3 protein-coding genes and 1 pseudogene are annotated in these 2,568 nt (G+C 45.1%); 2 read left to right on the top strand and 2 right to left on the bottom strand.

Features of this window, described 5'->3' with window-relative positions; translation table 11 throughout:
* Window positions 1-320 (bottom strand): nitrilase-related carbon-nitrogen hydrolase (locus tag ACKI5J_RS11235; RefSeq protein ID WP_407429522.1); only part of this gene is annotated, 320 nt, incomplete at its 3' end.
* 339 nt (window positions 321-659) lie between these two features.
* On the opposite strand from ACKI5J_RS11235, the gene ACKI5J_RS11240 reads away from it, so the two are divergent.
* Window positions 660-812 carry a hypothetical protein gene (locus ACKI5J_RS11240; RefSeq protein WP_407429524.1) on the top strand — a complete coding sequence of 51 codons (153 nt, stop codon included), beginning with the start codon at window positions 660-662 and terminating at the stop codon, window positions 810-812.
* 55 nt (window positions 813-867) lie between these two features.
* Here ACKI5J_RS11240 and ACKI5J_RS11245 read toward each other — a convergent pair whose 3' ends face one another.
* Window positions 868-1,326 (bottom strand): pyridoxamine 5'-phosphate oxidase family protein, encoded by a 459-nt coding sequence (locus ACKI5J_RS11245; protein ID WP_407429526.1) that lies wholly within the window; start codon window positions 1,324-1,326, stop codon window positions 868-870.
* A 410-nt stretch (window positions 1,327-1,736) separates the two neighbouring features.
* On the opposite strand from ACKI5J_RS11245, the pseudogene ACKI5J_RS11250 reads away from it, so the two are divergent.
* Window positions 1,737-2,568: pseudogene (locus tag ACKI5J_RS11250) on the top strand (murein L,D-transpeptidase); the annotation flags it as partial.

The raw sequence follows: 2,568 nt of genomic DNA on the forward strand, positions 1-2,568 counted from the left end.
TAGCCCAGTATCTCACCTTTGGCGGAGATCACAAATGCCACATTAAACAACTGGTTATTATTGTACCAATCCATCGGTACAATAATCGCGATGGAATGCTCTGCTGCAATCCCGCAAACCTTATCAAGCGCAATCTGCAGAACCTCCCTTGTCCTGTCGGCTGCCGAATAGCCCATTCCCGGATAACCTGGAAGATAAGATTCAGGAAAGCATATAATTTCCGCCTGCTTCCCAGCAGCATCTTTCACCAGTTTTTCAAGCCATGCTAAACCGTCATTTATGTCGCTTGGAAAAGGAGGAGAAGCCAGTGCTATTTTCATGAACTAAAGATACTTTTAGAATCGCATAGCTCCCAAACTGAGAACCCCATAATGCAATCTCCAGAATTACAGGAACGAGGCCACTACCCTTTTCCGTCAGACCATAAATAAACCTGGATTTTTATCCGGAGCAACACGCTTGGTCCTAAACCCATACGTCTAAAGCTCGTTAGGCGGCCGGCTAAAATATTTGCGGGAATCTTTTCATCTGAATTCAGGAATTCACCATAGCTAGACTTGTCTGTAAACATCAAATCGCGAAGAATCATCAGCGATCATTTATCGCCTAAAAAGCCCGAACTATAACTCACAGGGCATTTTGGCGGCGAAACCAATGGTATGCCGGCAACTGAAGTTGCACGGGAGCTTCTTGGCGGCTCCAATACGGAAAAAGGGATAGTCGCCATGAACCATGCGCCCCATTTCAATGTTGATGAGACCTGCATACGAATTGCGGTCAGAAGTTTTTCATCCCTGATCAATGCCAGTTAAAGGGATTCAAACAAGCAAGTTCAACCACCGCGCCCAGAACCGCGATATTCAAGTATTAAATGCCGGCCGTGTATTCAAACCTCCCCGTTTTTTCGGTGACAATGATTTTGTACACAATCAGATCCAGATTCTCCAGGTCAGACTCGCGCGAGGCAATCCCGTGGGAAGGGTGGCCGGTAGGCGTGGTAACAAACGGCATCAGCCGGTGTGTAATTCCCTGCATCGCCTGGTGTTTCTTCTCCCGGTTCGTAATTTCTTCAAAGGTTCCCCACACAATGGCGCTCTGCCACCGGAATATACTGCTGATTTCGTCTACCTGGAAACATACATTTGGATTTTGACGCATCATATCAATCTTTTTCCCTGCTGCCGAATGTGCATAGACTGTAGAATCCTTGTAAAAGTAGTTGATTGGTACGATGTAAGCTTTATTTTCCGTGACGCAGGCCAGCCTTCCGGTAACCTGTTGAGTCAATAGGTAATCGATTTCCTTTTCGGTGAGTAGTCCCAACATATCATCTGATTTTAAGTGCCTTCTACTCGTTATGAGTACGGAATAAAGATACAGGGTCCCGGCATCAATACAATTGACCCAAACCGTAACATTCTGTGATCGTCATCATCTTTTAAAACTACTGAACGAGGCTAAACACTACCCCGATACAATCCATCGTCGTGATTATATAGGTGTACATTTCAAAAACAGTATAGAAGAAACAAGCTTATGGCCTTCAAACACTTGAATTAGAGCCCCTACGGGACATCAACGCAACAGTCCATCTATAACCGGGGAACTGATCTTGACACACCCCCAGCGGCAACGATAATAATGATTAACATCATCTCGTAATCCCTTGGTGATCACCCGGAACATGGATTCTTTGACGCACCTTCGTGGGTCGAGGTAGATCTTATGTATCAAAAATGATTCAAATCCGAAGTAAATGTCTAATTGTATGTCTTGGGCTCTTTTGCATAAGCCAGTCGGGCTGCGGTCAGCCAGCAGAGAAGACAAACCTACGTTCCACCCTCCCGCAGCACACAACTTCGCTACAGGAAAGCCGGCAGTCAGCGCTTACTTTTGACAGCACCCGCATTGCTTATTTCTTTAAACGTTTCCCCAACCTAAAGCCATACGAGCAGAACATTAGAAATTTCTACAGCAAAAGAGGCCATACATACGCCTGGTTTAATGAAGATGGCCTGGTAGAGCAGGCCGCATTCTGGTCAAACAGATTCCTGAATCCAAAAAGCGATGGCGTATACAAGCATTTTTATTATCAACAAACATTAGATTCCCTGATTGACAAACAGAAAGTTAAATCAAAAACGGTACAACCCGACCTTAGTCTGGAACTGCTGCTCAGTTCTTTATACTTTCAATATTCAAAAATTGTATGGACAGGCATGGACGATGCTGCAAGCCGGTCTGCCAACTGGCTCATTCCTAGAAAACGAATTACTTATGAGGACTATCTCGACAGCATATTGAAAACTCCGGTGAATCGCCCTTTGCCGCAGGCGCCTGTATACCGGCAGTATGAACTGCTAAAAAGCCAGCTTAGGAAATATGAAGCCCTCCAGAGAGCCGGCGCATGGAAGCCCATTGTTGCAACTAAAAACGCAAGTGAGACTGGCGAAAGATCAACCCTTGTTGTTAATGTAAAAAGGCGATTGTATCGATTAGAAGATTTCCGGGGCGATACATTGAACAACTTGTATGACCACAATCTTGTCTCGGCTATTGAACGATTTC

Origin of the sequence: Arcticibacter sp., from assembly GCF_045629565.1 — a bacterium.
GTDB lineage: Bacteria > Bacteroidota > Bacteroidia > Sphingobacteriales > Sphingobacteriaceae > Arcticibacter.